We start from the raw sequence: 17,591 nt of genomic DNA on the forward strand, positions 1-17,591 counted from the left end.
ATTCAGTAATTCCCCACAGGTTACTGATTTTCCAGCCACTGAATAAAAAATTCGCTAAACCGACTGACCTGCAACGGATGAAAACGACGTTCAGGATAGACAAACTGCAATCCCACCTGCTTACGATCTGACGCCGAGAAACCAATAAACTGCTCAGCCAGCACCAGTGACAACCGACCCTCACTGACATCTCTTTTAACATCCCACCATGATTTTCCGGCGATACCGGCACCAGACAGTACCCACTGCCGCAGGATCGAACCGTCATCACTGCTAATGGCGGGTTTAACCCGTACCGTGCTAATTTCGCCCTGCTGTTCAAAACGCCACTCATTCAGCAGCATCCCGCGACGCTCAATGACCAGGCAACGGTGCTGGTTAAGATCGGCAGGTTGTTCCGGAATCCCCCGCTTCGACAAATAGTCAGGAGAAGCCACCAGCACCCGGTGATTCGGCTGTATTACCCGGGTCACCAGGTTACTGTCCGGCAAATTGCCAAAGCGGATACTCATGTCCAGTTGTCGTGAGATTAAATCCACCACATCTTCACCCACATATAGCGAGACTGCAATTTGCGGGTAAAGCTCAGAAAATGCCATTAGCGCCGGAGCCACATACTGTCGTGAGAAATCTGAAGGGGCGGAAATCCGCAGATTCCCCCGCAGCATTCCTTCCTGGCTCAGCAACTTATCCTCAGCCAGTGTCATTTCATCCAGTACCCGCAACGCCGAATGATAGAAATCCTCCCCGGTGCGAGTCAGGGCAATCGAGCGGGTTGTCCGGTTAAACAGCCGTGTCTGGTAACGTTCTTCCATGGCTTTCAGTCTGGCGCTCATTGAGGCAGGAGATAAATTAAGCCGACGCCCTGCCGCCGCCAGGCTGCCGGCTTCCACCACCGTCACCAGCAATGAGAGATCTTCAAGCTTTCCCATATTCTTCAGTTTTTCCGAACAGAGCATCTGTAATTATCGATATTATCAATATTAACGCCGCGAATTAAAGTGATGTCTTCGTTCATCACAGGTACTACAGCATGTCATCGATTACTCTGTTCCAGCCGGCCCATGCCGGTTCGTTGCCCCTTGCTAACCGTATTGTTATGGCGCCAATGACTCGTGCGCGCACCCTGCAACCGGGCAATATCCCTTCGCCGATGATGGCCACTTATTATGCCCAGCGCGCCAGTGCGGGGCTTATCATTACCGAGGCCACCCAGATTTCTGCCACTGCTCAGGGGTATTCCTGGACGCCAGGTATCTACACTGCGGAACATATTGCAGGCTGGAAACAGGTGACTGATGAAGTGCATAAAGCAGGTGGCCGGATTTTCTGCCAGTTATGGCACGTAGGCCGGATGTCTAACCCACAATTTCATCCCGACGGAAAACCACTCGCGCCTTCGGCACTGCCGTTTGATGGCCAGGTGTGGATTGTCGATGACAACGGTAAAGGTGGAATGGTTGACTGCCCAGTGCCACGGGCACTGAGTAAAGACGAAATTAAATCCATTATCGCCGATTACCGCCAGGCCGCCCTTAATGCAATAGAAGCCGGATTTGACGGGGTAGAAGTTCACGGTGCCAACGGTTATCTGATCGATCAGTTCCTGCGTCGTACATCTAATCATCGTACTGACGAATATGGCGGCAGTATGGAAAACCGTATTCGCTTTGCACAGGAGGTGTTGAGTGCAATCAGTGATGCGATTGGTGCCGAACGCACCGGGATTCGTGTGGCTCCGTTTATTACCCAGCGCGGCATGAATGATCCGCAGGCAATTGATGCCATTCTGATGCTGGCAGCCTGGTGTAACCAGCAACAACTGTGTTATGTGCATCTGACCGAAGCTGACTGGGACGATGCACCACAGGTTCCTGATGAGTTTCGTCATCATCTGCGCGAAGCTTTTCAGGGTACGCTTATCGTCGCTGGTCAGTACACTGAAGAAAAAGCGGACAGGATCCTCAGTGCTGGTCTTTCCGATTTAATTGCTTTCGGCCGGCCGTTTATTGCTAACCCTGACTTCCCGCAGCGTCTGGAGAAACATCTGCCACTGAGCCCGATTGGCGATCCGGCCACACTGTTTGGTGGCAGCGAGCACGGATATACCGACTATCCTCCTTATCAGGGGAAATAACCGGCCTTCCTGCCCTGACGGGCAGGTTTTATTTTATTCACGGAGAAAATTCGTTGCGTATCCGACATCCGATTATTGCCGCTGGCCTGCTGGTTTGCGGACTGTTTTCCACAGCAGCGTTCAGTGATGACACCCCTTCATACGGCATGCACCTGGAAGGGTTTCAGTACCCTTACCCGCTACAGCATTATTCTTTCTCATCTCAGGGCGATAACCTGCAGATGGGTTATATCGACCTGGCTCCTGCCGGACAGGGTAATGGCCAGACGGCCGTGCTGTTGCATGGTAAAAACTTTTGCGGAGCCACCTGGGAAGACACCATTAGTGCCCTGCATAAAAAAGGGTACCGCGTGATTGCGCCGGACCAGATTGGTTTCTGTACGTCTTCGAAACCGGAGCATTATCAGTACAGTTTTCAGCAACTGGCGCAGAATACCCATCAGTTACTGCAGCAGCTGAATATCAGTAAGGCCATTATTATCGGCCACTCCACTGGCGGTATGCTGGCAGTGCGTTATGCGCTGATGTATCCGGATAATGTCCGCCAGCTGGTGCTGGTTAACCCGATTGGTCTGGAAGACTGGAAAGCGAAAGGTGTACCGTGGCGCAGCGTCGACCAGTGGTATGCGCGTGAACTGAAGCTGAGTGCTCAGTCTATCCATAACTATGAATTACATACCTACTATGTCGGGCACTGGAAGCCTGCTTACGATAAATGGGTGACCATGCTGGCCGGGCTGAACAAAGGGCCGGGACACCAGCGGGTTGCCTGGAACTCGGCGCTGATCTACGACATGATTTTCACACAGCCAGTATATTACGAGCTGAAAGATCTGCGGGTTAAAACTCTGCTGATGATTGGGACCTCAGACACCACCGCCATCGGCAGTGATATCGCGCCACCGGCAGTAAAAGCACAGATTGGTCATTACAATGTGCTGGGGAAACAGGCCGCCGCGATGATTCCGGGATCTACGCTAATCGAATTTAAAGGGCTTGGCCATGCACCACAGATGGAAGAACCGGCCCGCTTTAATCAGGAACTGATTAGCCATCTGCAGTAAACCTGACTGTCGGCTACTCTCTCACTGTCACCGGCCCAGATAACGGGCCGGTGACAGTGGTTATTGTGCCGCCGGGAAATAGATCCCTTCTGACGGGAAGTCAGCGGCGGTTTTTCCCAGTAAGCGATCAGGCGCAAAATCTTCCAGCATTGCCGGACGCTGCTGTGAACTCACCTCTTCCGCAACCAGTCTGCCGACCAACGGTGCCAGTGTTATTCCGCTGTGAGTCACCATCATATAAACCTTACGTTGCGGTGTGAGATAGCCGATGGCCGGTAATCCGTCCGCAGGCTTTGCCCGTTGCCCGACCGCAATGCTTTCCAGCCGGGCATTGTCAGTATTCGCCAGCATCCGCCGCAAACGAATCAGCATTTCTTTGCCGATAAATCCGTCCACTGAAGGGGGTTGTACCGGATTCGCATGAACATCCAGATCGGTAGCCTGTAAAATCAGCCGCCCGCCCCCTGCCGGACGAATATTCAGTTCCGGCGAGATCAGGTTAGCAGACAGCTGAGTCATCAGCGGCGTAGTGTAAGCCAGGAAACCACAGGCAATTTTTCCCTGCTGGTTGGCATCAATCATCGCCAGAGACAAACCCAGCCGGTTTGCCAGTTGTTGGGACCACCTTCCGGTGGCAACAATCACCTCATCTCCCTGCCACTGGCTGCCATCAGACAGCTGCAGAGTCACTCCGGAAGGATCTTCACTGATATCCACCACTTCACAGCGGGTAATTACTTCCGCGCCCTGCTCACGCAATACAGCAAGCTGCGCTGCAAGATAAATAACTGGATTGAGCAGGCACTCCTGAGGAAAGTACCAGAGTGAACCAGCCGCTGGCGGGATCTGTAATTCAGGAATTCGTTTTTTTATTTCGGCAGCAGTTACTTGTTGCAGTGGATAATGGTGAGCGGTTAACCGGCTAACCCGCTCCAGTAGTTGCTGTTCACCCTGCGGGTCGATGGCCCATTCATAAGTGCCGGTCTCTTCCAGCCAGCGCCCTTCTGTCGGGCTGTTATGTTGTAATTTTCGGTGTTCATCGATAGCTTCGGCGTTCAGCCGGTGATAACTGTCCGGCGATTTACCGTTTGAGTTAATCCAGGCATAGCTGGTTGTACTGGTTCCGGCCCCGGCAGTCTCACGTTCAAAAACCGTGACCTGCACTCCGCGTAAGGCTAATTCACGCGCAACCGAAAGTCCTAACACTCCGGCACCGATTACTGCTACCCGTTTAGTCACAGAATTTATCCCCCTCAATGTGCAAGCCCAAAAAAACTGACATGACCGGCCGAATCTTCGTTAACTTCAACAGAATGACCAGAATAACTACCATAACCGTTTAACCTGTTGCTGCAAATACCATTACCGGGGAAACCAACCTTTACCGGGAATTGCAGCCGCTGCCCGCGTTGTTGAGTACCCCTGAGTGCGGTTAAAAACAACCCCCCCTTCGTTACATTTACTAACAATTAGCCTGTCAGAGCCCGGGAATGGATGAACGGGAAAAATACCACGCAACCATCTGTATTTAATGGATTAATATAAATCATACAATCATTTTGCAACCGTTGGCAAAATTATTGCCAACGGTTGCAAAGGCATACATAATTGCAACACGAAAAAAACATAACTAATAACAACTCCCGACCGCATGAAATGCGGCATTGAGCTTCGGCAGCAGGCAAGGTAGCTTCTATGTCTGGTCCCCCTCTGTACGAAACCTCAAGGGAATTATGTGAAAGCAAAAGACAACCATGACGGACATAAGCACAACCCTGCCACTGCCGATGATGTTGCCTTAGTGGCGGGTGTCTCCAAATGGACAGTATTACGGGCTTTTCAGGAAGGTGCTTCGATTTCTGATAAATCACGAAAGCAGGTAATGGCCGCAGCACAACAACTGGGATTTCAGCCGAATCTGTTGGCCAGAAGTCTGAAACGGCGCAAGACCAATATTATCGGGGTGGTAGCTGATGAATTTACCAACCCACATAGTCTGCGCATGCTCAGAGAAGTGACTGCACAGCTGAACGAACGTGGTTATATGACGTTGTTGCTGAATGTCGAGTCTGCTGAGAACTTTAAGTCGGTTCTGCAAATGGCAGGACAGTTACAGGTAGACGGGTTGATCTATCTGGCAACGATTGTCAGTGATGCTTTGCTGGTGGCCACCGAAACACTGCATCACATCCCGGCAATCCATGTGTTTCGCAGCACAGACAGTGCTGAGATTGATGAAGTGATGACCGACGGCTTTAACGCCTCCCGTCAGTTAGGACAGTTACTGACCGGACAGGGTTACCAGCGGTACGGTTATTTAAAAGGCCCGGATACCTCATCCAGGCATCTGTTGCGTCTGGAGGGGTACACGGCCAGTCTGCATGAGGCGGGTAAAACGTTGGACCAGCTACTGGTCGCAGGTAATTACGACCGGGACCGCGCGTATGAAATAATGCGTGGTTATCTGCTGGCAACCCCGGCGGAACAGCGCATTGAAGCTCTGTTTTGTGAAAATGACGTTCTGGCGTTTGGCGCAATGCAGGCGGTAAAAGATTTCAGCCCTGACCTGCATATCGGGATGGTGGGGTTTGATAACGTTGACGAAGCGCACTCACCAACATGGTCACTGACCAGTTGGGATCAGGACGCGGCATTGCAGATATCAGAAGCGATCAGTCGCCTGATTGATGGTAACACTGATGAGAGTATGCGCCGGCTTCCCGGCAAACTGGCATTACGAACATCTCATCTGCGTAAATAAACTGACCGGCCATGGTTATTATTAATGACCATGGCCATATTCAGGAGGAAATGTTCAGGAGGCAATATCGTAACGGTTTAATATAAGTACTTCGCCCTACTTAATAATAAGATTATCTGACAAATAACTCTCTGATTAACTTCAGCGGATTACCTGTATTCATCTGTAATACAGTTTTTATTTTCAGGAGTATTTAATGCAACGTCGTAAATTTATCAAGACCGGATTAATCCTGGCAGGGACCGGAACTGCAGCATCAGTATTTAAACCAGCGGGTGCTGCGGCGCGCGATAATATACTGAATGGCGGAAAACTGTGGAAAGCTAAAGAAACACCACCGCCGACTCCGGCTGATCCAACCAAACGTCTCTATCTGACCGAACAGGAATATGCCCAGATCACCGCGATTTTTAACCGGCTGATCCCTGCAGATGAACTGACTGTCAGCGCCTCCGATGCGGGCTGTGTTGTTTTTATCGATAACCAGTTAGCCGGAAATTATGGTAAAGCCAGCTGGCGCTATAATGTTGGCCCGTTTGAAAATGGTACGCCTTCCCAGGGTAACCAGCAGCCTTACACTCCGGCTCAGATTTACCGTATTGGTTTGGCCGAAATAGAAAAAGACTGTCAGAGTAAATTTTCAAAATCCTTCAGCGAACTAACTAATGATCAGCAGGATAAATATCTGGAACAGATGGAAGCCGACCAGATTAAATACCCTACCCTGTCATCCAAAGATGTATTTAGTCAGTTCTTATCCAATGTACAGGAAGGTTTTCTTGCCGACCCGATATATGGTGGTAACCGCAATATGATTGGCTGGAAAATGATTGGTTTCCCGGGAGCACGTTATGACTATCGTGATTATGCCCCACTGAAAGGAACTAAATTAAATATCGAACCGGTCAGCATTATTCAACTCCTGAAAGCATAAGATTACTGAAGGCTTAATATGAATTACACCAGACCTAAAGCAGATGCCGTTATTATCGGCCTCGGCTGGGCCGGCTCTTTGATGGCCGAAGAACTGACCCGCGCCGGATTAAATGTGGTTGCGATTGAACGCGGCCCCTGGGAACAGACCCAGAGCAATTTCTCCCCCGCCATTGCTGCCGATGAACTACGTTATGGCGTACGCCGCGAAATACTGAAACCGCCCCGTGTAGAAACCCTGACTTTTCGTAACGACAGCAGCCAGAAAGCACTGCCAGCCCGCGACTGGAATGCCTTTCAGATGGGCTACAGTGTAGGTGGTGCCGGTAAACACTGGGCAGCCAATGCCTGGCGTTTTAACCCTTCTGATTTCGAGATGGCGACCCGTCACAAAGAGCGCTATAACAATATGCCGCTGGCCGACGGCCTGATCCTTCAGGACTGGGGGGTTAGCTATGCAGAGCTGGAACCTTTCTATGATCGTGTGGAAAAAATTGCCGGTATTTCCGGTAAAGCAGGTGTGCTTAACGGCTCCACTCAGGAAGGCGGAAATCCGTTTGAAGGCAACCGTACCAGTGAGTACCCGACACCGCCATTAATCCGTTCGCACTGGAACGATACCTTCCATAATATCACCACTAAAATGGGCTACCACCCGTTCCCTATTCCGGCAGGAACCATCGGTGCAGCGTTTACCAACCCGTTAGGCATTAACCTGGCCCCTTGTACCTATTGCGGCTATTGCGGTTTTTACGGATGTGGTAACTGGTCTAAATCTTCACCGAATATCTGTGTGGTTCCGGCACTGATGGATCGCACCAACTTTACCCTGCTGACCGAATGTACCGCGCTGTACATTAATAAAGCTGACGATGAAAAAACCGTCACCGGTGTGACCTTCCGTGATTCTGATGGTAACACCGGCTTCCAGCCGGCAGACATCGTTTGCCTGTCGGCGTATCAGTTAGACAACGTGCGCCTGCTGTTACTGTCGAAAATCGGTAAAGCCTACGACCACGCCACAGGCGAAGGTACACTCGGTCGCGCCTATAACTACCAGACCATGTCGATGGGATATCTGTATTACGAAAATGAATACATGAACCCGTTCATCTCTACCGGCGCGTTATCCACCCAGATTGATGATTTCAATGGCGATAACTTCGACCACACCGGGCTTGGATTCCTGGGAGGTGCCGGAATTCAGGCGCTGTCAGATCAGGGGACTCCGTTAAGTATGACTGACCGCCTGCCTGCCGGCAGCAAAATGTGGGGCTCGGCGTGGAAAAAAGCGTTCCGCCACAGTTATCAGAACTATGCCAAAATTCAGGGCCAGGGAACCTCGTATTCACACCGTGATTCCTATCTGTCACTGGACCCGAATTACACTGACGAGAACGGACAGCCTCTGCTGCGTCTGACCTTCGACTACAACCAGAATGATCGTCTGATGGCGCGTTTTATTCGTGACCGGATTGAAGATATCTGTAAAGTCTCCGGCGCCAGCAGCTGGATAACCGAAGCGTTCCCTGACTCCCACAACTCACCGTTCCGTGCCTATGACAGTTCTCATACCATTGGCGGTGCCGTGATGGGGCTTGATCCGAAAACCTCGGTACTGAATCGCTACCAGCAACACTGGGATGCACACAATCTGTTTGTGCTCGGGGCCTCATCTTACCCGAATAATGGCGGTTATAACCCGACCATCACTCTCAGTGCCCTGACGTTATGGACTGCGCACCATATCGTTAATGACTACCTGAAAAATCCGGGTTCGCTGGTACGATAAGGAAACTCTCATGGCTAAAAAAACACGACGCGTTATCTCCGTGGTCGCTGCGGTAGTCATTGCCGGTGCACTCGGTTATACCGCCTATGAACAGTACGGTATTCATAAAAACTATCCACAAACCGTCAGCCTGGAGACGGGCCCGGCACTGCAGGACCAGATTAAACGGGGCGAATATATTGCCCGTCTTTCTGACTGTACGGCCTGTCATACCGCTGAAGGTGGCCAGCCATTTGCCGGGGGCTATGCTCTGCAAACGCCGTTCGGGAAAATTCTGTCATCAAACATCACCTCTGACCGGGAAACCGGTATTGGTGGATGGACTCAGGAACAGTTTGATAAAGCTGTTCGTCATGGTGTTGGTTCTCACGGCTATCTGTATGCAGCCATGCCTTATCCGGCGTACTCACGGCTGACCGATGCAGACCTGACCGATTTATGGGCCTATATCCGTAACCTGCCAGCGGTTAACCATAAAGTGGTAGAAAACCAGCTGCCATTCCCGTTCAATCAGCGCTGGACGCTGGCGGGCTGGAATATGCTGTTCTTTAAAGATGCGGCATTTACCCCTAATCCACAGGCCAGCGAACAGGTTAACCGTGGCCAGTATCTGGTCGATGGACCAGGGCACTGTGCTTCCTGCCATACTGCCAAAAATATGCTGGGCGGTGACAGCTCTGCTTATCTGCAGGGCGGAGCATTGCAGGGTTGGTATGCACCGGACCTGACGCCGGATCCTCATTCCGGTTTAGGCAACTGGAGTAATGCCGATATTGTCAGCTACCTGCGTTCCGGCAGTAACCGTATCACCGCCTCCTCAGGCCCGATGACCGAAGCGGTAGAGAATTCAACGCAGTATATGAATGATAATGATTTGAACGCGATTGCGGCTTATCTGAAATCTATTCCTGCCTCTCACCCACAGGTTCCGACAGCTCTGACGGCTGATGACCAGCAAATGGTCTCCGGCAAGAAAGTGTTTGAATCTCAGTGCAGTGCCTGTCACGTTTCTGATGGTGCAGGGATTCGCAACATGATCCCGGCACTGGCAGGCAATCCACAGGTAAATTCTGCAGATCCGTCCAGCCTGCTAAACGTGGTACTGAATGGCAGCGAGGGACCGTTTACCCATGCGAATCCGACGGCTGCAGGTATGCCATCGTTCGGCTGGAAACTGTCTGACGCTAATATTGCAGAGGCCCTGACCTATATCCGTAACAGCTGGGGCAACGCCGCTCCGGCCGTCACGGCTGACCAGGTGAGCGCAGCCCGTAAAGCAACCGGAGCAAAAAGCTGGCTGGGAGATTCCATCGCCTCTCAGGACAGCGGTAAATAACGGTTACGCCGTTTCACCGGGTTGTGCGGTGCAGTGCAGTGAACCAACCGCTCTCCCGGCTATCACCACCACCTGAATTCAGGTGGTGGTTTCTCCGTGCTATTCAGTTGCAGAGTCTTCGCTCTTTACCTCGTGATGTTCAGCTACGCCAGCCTTGATGCCAAATTCTGCCTCCCACTGTTCAACCTGTTCATCCAGCCACTGGCAAAACAGCCCGAGCGCCGGCTTTTCAGCCACGGATAAGGGAATAACCCGCCAGTAATCCCACGGGTACGCCACCACACAGTCACCTAACTGCACCAGTTCTCCCCGACGGATAAGTTCCTGCACCAGCGAACGTCGTTCAAGGGCAATTCCCTGCCCACAGCGGACCGCCTCCAGCACCAGGTTCGAATCATTAATGCATAGCCCCTGAGGAACCACCGGTGATTGCAATCCGGCACTCTCCGACCAGCTTTGCCAGGACTCCATCGAGAAAATAATGTTGCTGGCGGCAATCTGTTCTGCCGTCACCGGCAACTGCCCGTCATTAAAGTCCGGCGAAGCCACCACCAGCAACTGGTCACTGAACATCTTCCTGCAGCTAACCGCAGGCCAGTCCCCTTTCCCCATACGGATCGCCAGGTCGATCGTTCCTTGTTGCAGGTCGCCAATTTCCAGTCCCGCCACCAGCCGCAGGGTGATTTCCGGGTACTGACGGCGAAAACCGGACAGCCTGGGAACCAGCCAGTGGCTGATAAACGACGGTATCCCGGCAATAGTCAACTCTTCACGTCGCGGTAGTACCTGTACCAGCCGGGTTGCATCATTAATCTGATTCAGAGCCTGACGAATTTGCAGCGCATACAGCCGCCCTTGCTCGCTGAGCCGCAACCCGCGCCCGTGGCGGATAAATAGTTTTACCCCGGTGAGTTGCTCCAGTGTCTTTATTTGCTGACTGATAGCTGAATGAGTGACGTGCAGCTCAGTGGCTGCCCGTGTAACACTGCCCAGCCTTGCAACAGCTTCAAAGCTCCTTAATCCGGCGATCGGTGGGAAAGCAGACATTCAGACTCCAACAGATAAACAGATAAACAGATAAACGGACTGTAGCATATACGATCACACTGCCATTCATCTGGCCCGGTTTATGTTAGCCAGGCTTACATAAACCGTCAGAAAAGACTGATGTTAGCCACAGAAATTTCAGCTAGTCTGAAGAGACTACAGCAGTACATCCCCTATCGTTATGGACTGCCTCTTTTACTCCGGCTGATGGACTCTTTATGAAACTGATTGGCATGATGGATTCACCTTATGTAAGAAGAACTGCCATTTCCCTGGCTCTGTATGGTGTGAGTTTTGAAAGTCTTAAGCTGTCAGTATTCCGGGATTACGAGGAATTTGCCGGTTATAACCCTCTGGTCAAAGCCCCGACCCTGTTAACTGATAATGGTAGCCGGTTAGTCGATTCGTCGCTGATTCTGCAATATTACGAGACCCTGGCTGCACCAGACAAAAAACTACTGCCTGCAGCGCCTGCGGCACTGGCAAGAGACTTACAGATTCTCGGAACTATCCTGATTGCCGCTGAGAAAACGGTACAACATGTGCATGAACATCGTCTGCGCCCGGAGAATAAACAATATCAGCCCTGGGTTGAACGGGTCACCGGGCAGTTGCTCGAAGCCTGCCGGAGTTGGGAAGCTCAGTTAAGCACTCATGTGCCCTCCGATAATCCGGACCAGGTGGCAGTGACCGGGACCGTCGTCTGGAGTTTTATCCAGCTTATGGTCCCGCATGTGGTAGATAAATCGGAGTTTACTGTTCTGCAGGCCATGGCAGAACACTATGAAGCTCAGCCGCTATTTTTGCGGTTTCCTCAGTAACACGGACTCTCAGGCGGTGATGACTCATCGCTGCTGTCTGAATTTTCCGTCTGACCGTAACGGCGGGTCACTTCTATCACCTTACGGGTCGCCGGTGAAAGCCAGGCGTCCTGCAGACAGGTAATACCGACCCGCCGCTCCATAACCAGCTGTGGAATATCTATCCTGGCCAGCCGTGAGGAAAAAGCATCTTCCGCCAGACTGTTTTCAGAAATAAAACTGAGTAATCCGCTGCTGGCTATCAGGTCCGGAGCCGCAGCCAGTGAACTGACTTCAATTCTGACCTCTGGTGGCGGGCAGTGATGCTGATCGAATACCCGTTCGAGCCATTGCCGCATCCGTACGCTGGCCGCCGGTAAAATCCATCCGTAACGTGCCAGTTCACGCAGGGTGGCCGATTTACCTGCCAGTGGATGATTACGGCTGGCTGCGACCACCACGCGGTCCGATGTCACCGGGTACTGCACCACCGGCTGGTGATAATCGACCAGTGGCCCAATGATAATATCCAGTTCATGCCGCTCCAGCTTGCCAAACAGAATGTCATTCATACCAATCTGAATTTCCAGCTTAATTCCCGGTGCTTCCTCCTGAAGCTGGCGGCAGACGGTCGGTAACAGATACTGGGTTGCCGATCCGGCACTACCAATCCGCACGACACCTTTATTTCCGCTCCCCAGCTCGGCCATAAGAGTCACTATCTCTTCGCGGGAGTGCTGCAAAATTATTCCGCGCTGATATAACACTTCGCCAGCTTCGGTAAGTATCAGACCACGGCCGCTGCGGCTGAACAGGCTGATCCCCAACTCTTTTTCCAGCCGGGCGATAGACTTGGAAAGCGCTGGCTGAGTGATATTGAGGTTTTGTGATGCTATTCCCAAATTCAACATCCTTGCCGCGACAATAAAATAGTCCAGGTCTCTGTTATTCAACATCTATTCCTTAAATTCATCGATTTGATAAAAAAGTACATTAGAGGAAATAATTGCCCGCGACAATACTGCCTTAGAACATTAAGTTCAGACATTTTGCAGTATTTACGTTAAGGGGGGAAAAATGAGTAATTCATCCGCAGTCTGGCCGGCAGGCTTTTTTATTGCTGAACGTCGTAATGAGATCCCGCAGGAGATCATTGAGGCATTTCGCGAGATTCCGGTCGCGGTAGCTGGTGACTGTATGGGCCGAATCACCGGCACTTTGGGGCTTCAGCGTTACCACGAGGATGTCAATATCAGCTGTTGTGGTCCGGCTATCACAGTGAAAGTCCGGCCCGGGGATAACCTGATGATCCATAAGGCGCTGGAGCAGGCTCAGCCCGGAGATATGATTGTTATTGATGGCAGTGGCTGTCTGACCCAGGCGCTGATTGGCGGATTAATCCGCACAACTGCCCTGACGAAGAAAATTTCCGGATTTGTAGTGGATGGTGCCATCCGCGATCTGGCGGAATGGGCCGATGGTGAGATCCCGGTATTTGCTAAAGGACATACTCATCGCGGCCCTGATAAAAGTGGTCCTGGTGAAGTCAACACGCCAATTGCCTGTGCCGGTATGGCTGTTGCGCCCGGTGATTTGATTCTTGCTGACAGCGACGGGGTTATAGCTATCCCGGCCCGTGATGCTGCAGCTGTACTGCAACGAGCCCAGGCTCATTTACTGAAAGAAGAAGCTATCCGTAAAAGTAATGCCAGTGGCACCAGCGACCCTGAACGTTTTAATTCGATATTACGCAAAGCAGGTTGTCCGGTGTAATAGAAGCATTTTATAACTATAAGGATAATAATATGTACCTTGCATTAGTTGGCTATGTGCTCATTGGCGTTTTAATGTTCTTCCTTATCCGTGGAAAGGCGACACCGGTTGCATTATTTATCTGTCTGTCGGTGATCGCCGGTTTTTGCGCCGGATACACTCCGATGCAAATGAATCAGTATATTATGAAGGGCGTAATGCAGGTTGCGCCCAATGCTGTACTGTTCACATTCTCAATTATATTTTTCAGTATTATGACCGAAGCGGGTGTATTTCAGCCGCTGGTCAACTGGCTGACACGAATTGCCGGTAATAATGTGGTCGCCATTGTAATGGTGACCGGAATTATCGCCACCGTCGCTCATATTGATGGATCATCCGTTCCGTCTGTGCTGATTACTATCGGCGCCATGCTGCCGGTATACAAACATTATAAACTTCGGCCGGTGGTTTTATTATGCATGCTGGCCGCAGGAATGGGGGTAACCAACTTCACCCCGTGGGCTGGCCCACTCGCCCGGGTGGCCGCAGTATCCGGACTGGACGTTAATGAACTTTACCACCGGCTGATTCCAACCCAGATATTCGGTCTGGTCTGCGTGCTGGTGATGGGGCTGGTGTTGGGGCTGCTTGAAAAGAAACGTCTGGCACAGGGCTTACCGATTCCCGAAACCCTGTCTGAGCCTGATTCGCTGAACGGTAAGAATGATCACGGGCCAGGTGCGTCACGCAATAAATGGGTATTTGCCATCAATGTACTGTTAGTGGTTGGCGCTACTGTATTGCTGCTGGTCACCCATATTCAGGCCTATGTAATTTTTATGGCTGCCTTCTCAGTGGGGATGATTGTTAATTATCCGTCGCTGAAACAGCAGGAAGCGGTAATGAAAAAGTACGCCTATTCCGCGTATATGATTTCGGCCACCGTGATGGCTGCCGGTGCCTTTGTCGGCATTCTTAGTGGTGGCGGTAACAACTCTATACTGACAGAAATGGCTGATGTAGTGCTGCAGGTCATGCCGGATGCTCTGGGAGCACATCTGCACATTATTATGGGTCTGCTGGGTGGTCTGATTGGTTTTGTTATCGGTCCGGATGCCTTCTTTTACGGAATTTATCCGCTGGTGGCAAAAGTCGGCACCCATTACGGTCTGAGCTGGGAACAAATGGGGCTGACTATGGTGGTAGGAAAAAATATCACCATGATGATTAGCCCGGTGTTCGCCACCACTTACCTGGCGATTGGCCTGACCGGCGTTGAACTAAAAGACCATATTCGTTTCTGCTTTATTCCTGTGGTTCTGTTTTCGGTCATCATGGTTTTTTCACTGGTGGTGTTACAAACCGTCCCGCTGTAAGAGTTTCAAAACACCTAAGCCCGGTTCGCCGGGCTGATTTACTGATACTGCTTGTGCAATTTACCCGTCCCCCGAAAAATACCTCCTGCCCGTTTTGCTTATTCTGAAAATAGAAACAACAATTCAGCATTTTGCAGCTTTCCGGCGTATCACTACTATCTCTCCTATACTTATTATTATTCTTTGTTAAAGCGATACCAGGATATGATTAAACTTGAGGGAATTTTTAAAACCTATTCGGGAAGCCAACACGCTGCGGTCAGTAATTTAAACCTGGTGATCAACAAGAATGAATTCTGTACTTTTGTCGGGCCCAGTGGTTGCGGGAAGACCACTATTCTGAGAATGATAAACCAGCTGGATATTCCCGATGCCGGCCAGGTCTATGTTGAAAATAAACTGTTATCTCAGTCAGATATTATTCAGGTCAGACGACAGATTGGATTTGTGATGCAAAATGCGGCCCTGTTTCCGCATCGTACCGTATTCCGCAATATTGCTACTGTGCCATTGCTGTGTGGCTGGGATCGCGCCCGGATTGCCGAACGGATAGAGGCACTGGTGGATCTGATGTCACTGGACCGCAGCCTGCTGAAACGTTACCCACATGAGTTATCCGGCGGCCAGCAAGGCCGTGTCGCCATAGCCAGAGCGCTGGCAGCTGATCCCCCTATTCTGTTAATGGATGAACCTTTTGCTGCTATCGACCCGATCGTCAGGGATAAATTGCAGGGAGAATTACTGCATATCCAGCAGCGTCTGAAAAAAACCATTGTGCTGGTGACTCATGATATCAATGAAGCAATTCGTCTGGGCGACAGGATTGCCATATTTCAGCAAGGGGGAACGCTGGTTCAGTACGATACTCCCGATCAGATTCTGGCCAATCCGGCCAATGATTTCGTACGTCAGTTTATTGGTCCGGAAGCCAATCTGCGCCGTCTGGACAGAATAGTCGTCTCCTCCACTCCACAATATGATGTACCGCTGACAGGTAGCCGGGCGTTGCCGCAAAGCAGCCCGCACCCACAACTGGCAAATGCGCCAGTACTGGTGCTGGACGAAGAATTACGACCGTTACACTGGCAGACAGAGGGCAGCCCGCAGCCGCAGACCATCGGTTTACAGGAGTCGCTGCGCTTTGCCTGTAATCAGTTACTGACCGCGCCGCACGGGCTGCTGGTCAAAACCGATGCTGATGGCCGCTATTGCGGAGTTCTGTCGCTTGCGCTTCTGAACCAGAGTCTGGACACTCACCTGGAGGGTATTGGCCGATGATTGACTGGCACTGGATTGTGACCAACAGCGCGATGATCGCAAATCTGAGCTGGCAACATGTGCAGATGGTGGTTTATTCCCTGTTTTTTGGCTCACTGCTGAGCGCCCTTTGCTTACTGGTAATCCTGCGCTGGCCAGCCACGGCTCAACCTATTGTCGCTTTATGCGGTGTGCTGTTTACCATTCCGTCGCTGGCCCTCTTCATTCTGCTGATTCCGTTCACAGGCCTGAGTGTCACGACTTCTGTTATCGGACTGACTCTGTATTCTCTGTTGATTTTGCTGAGTAATCTGCTGGCGGGAATGGAGAAACTGCCTGCGGATGTGCTGGAATCGGCGCGTGCTCTTGGCTATCGACGGATTCAGCGTTTTTTCGATGTGGAATTTTTTCTGATATTGCCGGCAGTGATCAGTGGTCTGCGGATTGCTTCTGTCACTCTGGTCGGGCTGGTGACCGTCACCTCGCTGATTGGTCAGGGTGGCCTGGGTCAGCTGTTACTGGCGGGTTTTAATCAGGATTTTCTGACCCCGATTTGGGTCAGCCTGTTCCTTAGCCTGTTGTTATCTTTCTGCTTTGATTTTGTTATTGCCCGCACCGGCCAGTGGATTATGCCATGGAACAGATAATAGCGACCTTTATCGCGACCTTTCACTGGCTGACCGATGCCGGACACTGGACCGGAGATTCCGGCATTTTACAGCGGATTGCCGAGCATGGCTGGTATGTCTCCGTCAGTATTGTGATTGCCACCCTAATCGGAGTACCGGCAGGTATTTATCTGGGGTACCGCCCGCGTATCGCTTTCTGGTTTATCAACCTGTTTAATGCCGGGCGCGCCATACCTTCGCTTGGCCTGATCCTGCTGTTTATTCTGCTGATAGGTTTTACCGATCTGCCGGTATTTATTGCCCTGATTGCCATGTCTCTGCCACCGATTGTCACCAATACCTATGCCGGAATTTATCATGCCGATAAACAACTGTGTGATGCGGCCAGGGCGATGGGAATGACGGGCTGGCAAAGCCTGACCGGCTTACGGTTACCGTTAGCCATGCCGCTAATTTTCAGTGGTTTCCGCACCGCTTTGCTGCAACTGATTGCCACTGCAGTGATTGCTGCGTATGCCGGAGCCGGCGGGCTTGGGCGCTTTCTTATCGATGGTCTGGGGCAACAGGATGTGCCGCAAATCATTTCTGGTGCATTAATCGTCTCGGTGCTGGCCATTGTCTGTGATCTGTTGCTGTTGGTGTTACGCCGCCGACTGTTCCGCCACAGCCCTGGCTACTCCGCTCAGCCGTAACGGACAACATCT

16 protein-coding genes are annotated in these 17,591 nt (G+C 51.4%); 12 read left to right on the top strand and 4 right to left on the bottom strand.

The features are described 5' to 3' along the window. Positions 1-20 precede the first annotated feature (20 nt). On the bottom strand, positions 21-932 hold the full coding sequence (locus A7K98_RS11540; RefSeq protein ID WP_087490476.1) for a LysR family transcriptional regulator: 912 nt from the start codon (positions 930-932) through the stop codon (positions 21-23). Between the two features lie 101 nt (positions 933-1,033). Here A7K98_RS11540 and A7K98_RS11545 point away from each other — a divergent pair, with 101 nt between their 5' ends. Both A7K98_RS11545 and A7K98_RS11550 read left to right on the top strand, forming a co-directional pair. Beyond that, on the top strand, positions 1,034-2,137 hold the full coding sequence (locus A7K98_RS11545) for an alkene reductase (protein ID WP_087488693.1): 1,104 nt from the start codon (positions 1,034-1,036) through the stop codon (positions 2,135-2,137). A gap of 89 nt (positions 2,138-2,226) precedes the next feature. Beyond that, on the top strand, positions 2,227-3,201 hold the full coding sequence (locus tag A7K98_RS11550) for an alpha/beta fold hydrolase (RefSeq protein ID WP_407703114.1): 975 nt from the start codon (positions 2,227-2,229) through the stop codon (positions 3,199-3,201). 60 nt (positions 3,202-3,261) lie between these two features. On the opposite strand, the gene A7K98_RS11555 is transcribed toward A7K98_RS11550, so the two are convergent. Further along, positions 3,262-4,440, bottom strand: a complete 1,179-nt coding sequence (locus A7K98_RS11555; protein ID WP_087488694.1) for an NAD(P)/FAD-dependent oxidoreductase — start codon at positions 4,438-4,440, stop codon at positions 3,262-3,264. 496 nt (positions 4,441-4,936) lie between these two features. On the opposite strand from A7K98_RS11555, the gene A7K98_RS11565 reads away from it, so the two are divergent. From A7K98_RS11565 to A7K98_RS11580, 4 genes are all read left to right on the top strand, one after another. Continuing rightward, a complete protein-coding gene (locus A7K98_RS11565; RefSeq protein ID WP_087488696.1) occupies positions 4,937-5,962 on the top strand; it encodes a LacI family DNA-binding transcriptional regulator in 1,026 nt (341 codons plus the stop codon). Positions 5,963-6,158: 196 nt separating this feature from the next. Beyond that, positions 6,159-6,896 carry a gluconate 2-dehydrogenase subunit 3 family protein gene (locus A7K98_RS11570; protein ID WP_087488697.1) on the top strand — a complete coding sequence of 246 codons (738 nt, stop codon included), beginning with the start codon at positions 6,159-6,161 and terminating at the stop codon, positions 6,894-6,896. Positions 6,897-6,914: 18 nt separating this feature from the next. Then, positions 6,915-8,687 (top strand): GMC family oxidoreductase, encoded by a 1,773-nt coding sequence (locus tag A7K98_RS11575; RefSeq protein ID WP_087488698.1) that lies wholly within the window; start codon positions 6,915-6,917, stop codon positions 8,685-8,687. 10 nt (positions 8,688-8,697) lie between these two features. After that, positions 8,698-10,023 (top strand): c-type cytochrome, encoded by a 1,326-nt coding sequence (locus A7K98_RS11580; RefSeq protein ID WP_087488699.1) that lies wholly within the window; start codon positions 8,698-8,700, stop codon positions 10,021-10,023. Positions 10,024-10,122: 99 nt separating this feature from the next. Here the strand turns inward: A7K98_RS11580 and A7K98_RS11585 are convergent, their stop codons facing one another. After that, the gene (locus tag A7K98_RS11585) at positions 10,123-11,070 is read right to left on the bottom strand and encodes a LysR substrate-binding domain-containing protein (protein ID WP_087488700.1); all 948 of its coding nucleotides are present in this window, start codon (positions 11,068-11,070) and stop codon (positions 10,123-10,125) included. A 218-nt stretch (positions 11,071-11,288) separates the two neighbouring features. On the opposite strand from A7K98_RS11585, the gene A7K98_RS11590 reads away from it, so the two are divergent. Then, positions 11,289-11,891: a glutathione S-transferase gene (locus tag A7K98_RS11590; RefSeq protein ID WP_087488701.1), complete on the top strand. Its 603-nt coding sequence runs from the start codon at positions 11,289-11,291 to the stop codon at positions 11,889-11,891. On the opposite strand, the gene A7K98_RS11595 is transcribed toward A7K98_RS11590, so the two are convergent. Next, positions 11,885-12,826, bottom strand: coding sequence for a LysR family transcriptional regulator (locus A7K98_RS11595; protein WP_087488702.1), 942 nt, complete (start codon positions 12,824-12,826; stop codon positions 11,885-11,887). The two genes, A7K98_RS11590 and A7K98_RS11595, sit on opposite strands and share 7 nt — an antisense overlap. A gap of 121 nt (positions 12,827-12,947) precedes the next feature. On the opposite strand from A7K98_RS11595, the gene A7K98_RS11600 reads away from it, so the two are divergent. The 5 genes from A7K98_RS11600 (at position 12,948) to A7K98_RS11620 (ending at position 17,579) form a co-directional block, all read left to right on the top strand. Then, entirely contained in the window at positions 12,948-13,643 is a 696-nt protein-coding gene (locus A7K98_RS11600; RefSeq protein WP_087488703.1) for an RraA family protein, read from the top strand. 32 nt (positions 13,644-13,675) lie between these two features. Beyond that, positions 13,676-15,001: a CitMHS family transporter gene (locus A7K98_RS11605; protein WP_087488704.1), complete on the top strand. Its 1,326-nt coding sequence runs from the start codon at positions 13,676-13,678 to the stop codon at positions 14,999-15,001. A gap of 204 nt (positions 15,002-15,205) precedes the next feature. Beyond that, positions 15,206-16,279 (top strand): ABC transporter ATP-binding protein, encoded by a 1,074-nt coding sequence (locus A7K98_RS11610; protein WP_087488705.1) that lies wholly within the window; start codon positions 15,206-15,208, stop codon positions 16,277-16,279. After that, positions 16,276-16,905 (top strand): ABC transporter permease, encoded by a 630-nt coding sequence (locus A7K98_RS11615; protein WP_087488706.1) that lies wholly within the window; start codon positions 16,276-16,278, stop codon positions 16,903-16,905. Before A7K98_RS11610 ends, A7K98_RS11615 begins: the two co-directional genes overlap by 4 nt. Continuing rightward, positions 16,893-17,579: an ABC transporter permease gene (locus A7K98_RS11620; protein WP_232461532.1), complete on the top strand. Its 687-nt coding sequence runs from the start codon at positions 16,893-16,895 to the stop codon at positions 17,577-17,579. The genes A7K98_RS11615 and A7K98_RS11620 overlap by 13 nt, the downstream gene beginning before the upstream one ends. Positions 17,580-17,591: the final 12 nt, after the last annotated feature.

This window comes from Tatumella citrea (assembly GCF_002163585.1).
Classification (GTDB): Bacteria; Pseudomonadota; Gammaproteobacteria; order Enterobacterales; family Enterobacteriaceae; genus Tatumella; species Tatumella citrea.

Coding starts and splice junctions, on each gene's coding strand:
- A7K98_RS11610 (WP_087488705.1), top strand. CDS start 15,206: ATGATTAAACTTGAGGGAATTTTTAAAACCTATTCGGGAAGCCAACAC.
- A7K98_RS11595 (WP_087488702.1), bottom strand. CDS start 12,826: ATGTTGAATAACAGAGACCTGGACTATTTTATTGTCGCGGCAAGGATG.
- A7K98_RS11590 (WP_087488701.1), top strand. CDS start 11,289: ATGAAACTGATTGGCATGATGGATTCACCTTATGTAAGAAGAACTGCC.
- A7K98_RS11575 (WP_087488698.1), top strand. CDS start 6,915: ATGAATTACACCAGACCTAAAGCAGATGCCGTTATTATCGGCCTCGGC.
- A7K98_RS11615 (WP_087488706.1), top strand. CDS start 16,276: ATGATTGACTGGCACTGGATTGTGACCAACAGCGCGATGATCGCAAAT.
- A7K98_RS11540 (WP_087490476.1), bottom strand. CDS start 932: ATGGGAAAGCTTGAAGATCTCTCATTGCTGGTGACGGTGGTGGAAGCC.
- A7K98_RS11620 (WP_232461532.1), top strand. CDS start 16,893: ATGGAACAGATAATAGCGACCTTTATCGCGACCTTTCACTGGCTGACC.
- A7K98_RS11605 (WP_087488704.1), top strand. CDS start 13,676: ATGTACCTTGCATTAGTTGGCTATGTGCTCATTGGCGTTTTAATGTTC.
- A7K98_RS11585 (WP_087488700.1), bottom strand. CDS start 11,070: ATGTCTGCTTTCCCACCGATCGCCGGATTAAGGAGCTTTGAAGCTGTT.
- A7K98_RS11570 (WP_087488697.1), top strand. CDS start 6,159: ATGCAACGTCGTAAATTTATCAAGACCGGATTAATCCTGGCAGGGACC.
- A7K98_RS11545 (WP_087488693.1), top strand. CDS start 1,034: ATGTCATCGATTACTCTGTTCCAGCCGGCCCATGCCGGTTCGTTGCCC.
- A7K98_RS11600 (WP_087488703.1), top strand. CDS start 12,948: ATGAGTAATTCATCCGCAGTCTGGCCGGCAGGCTTTTTTATTGCTGAA.
- A7K98_RS11580 (WP_087488699.1), top strand. CDS start 8,698: ATGGCTAAAAAAACACGACGCGTTATCTCCGTGGTCGCTGCGGTAGTC.